We start from the raw sequence: 652 nt of genomic DNA on the forward strand, positions 1-652 counted from the left end.
CGCCAATTGCAACTGTCCGGCGGCTTGCATAACTATCGAAAGTTGAAGTTTTTCGTCAGTCACAACGAATGTGCTTGTGATAAGGGGGTCTGGCTTGATTGCTTATCAAGTAAATGATTGATTTGCGGTCTTGCACCATAGACCAAAACCACTTTAACACCAAGGCTGTGCATTAGAGCTATATCATTAATAATATTGCTGAAGTTTTTGTCAGCGATCGCTTCACCACCAAGGAGAATAACCATGGTTTTACCGCGGTGCGCGTTTACGTATGGAGTGGATTTGTCTGAAACCTTWACTAATGCCGTGACTGCGAATTTTCACAATATGACTTCCTTGTGACTATTTATGCTGAAATATTGTCYTTTTATTCCCTTGTTGGCAAGCGGTTTTTTATTAATTTAACCACCTTTGATCTGAGTGAGTTGTTTGCTTTGACCAGCGGTGTAACATAGGCGGCTTGTAAACATGAACGAGAAAAAAATGTCTTCTGCCAGTAAAAAGTCAACCGCCGTCAACGGACAGTTACTCACTGAAGAGCTACGTCGTAAAAAACGCAAATTATTAGAGCRRATCCTAAATGGGCTTGGCCCTTGTAAGGAACCGTGATTGTATTGTTGATGTATGGCGATTTGATTACTCGATTGATCAA

Annotated in this window: 1 protein-coding gene and 1 pseudogene; both read right to left on the bottom strand. The window is 41.2% G+C overall.

The annotated features are described in order from the left end of the window. Nucleotides 1-308 (bottom strand): annotated as a pseudogene (locus CIK04_RS25005) (amino-acid N-acetyltransferase); the annotation flags it as partial. A gap of 93 nt (nucleotides 309-401) precedes the next feature. Further along, on the bottom strand, nucleotides 402-652 hold a 251-nt coding region (locus tag CIK04_RS33820; protein ID WP_325205800.1), incomplete at its 5' end, for a hypothetical protein.

Source organism: Vibrio sp. 03_296, from assembly GCF_002265885.1.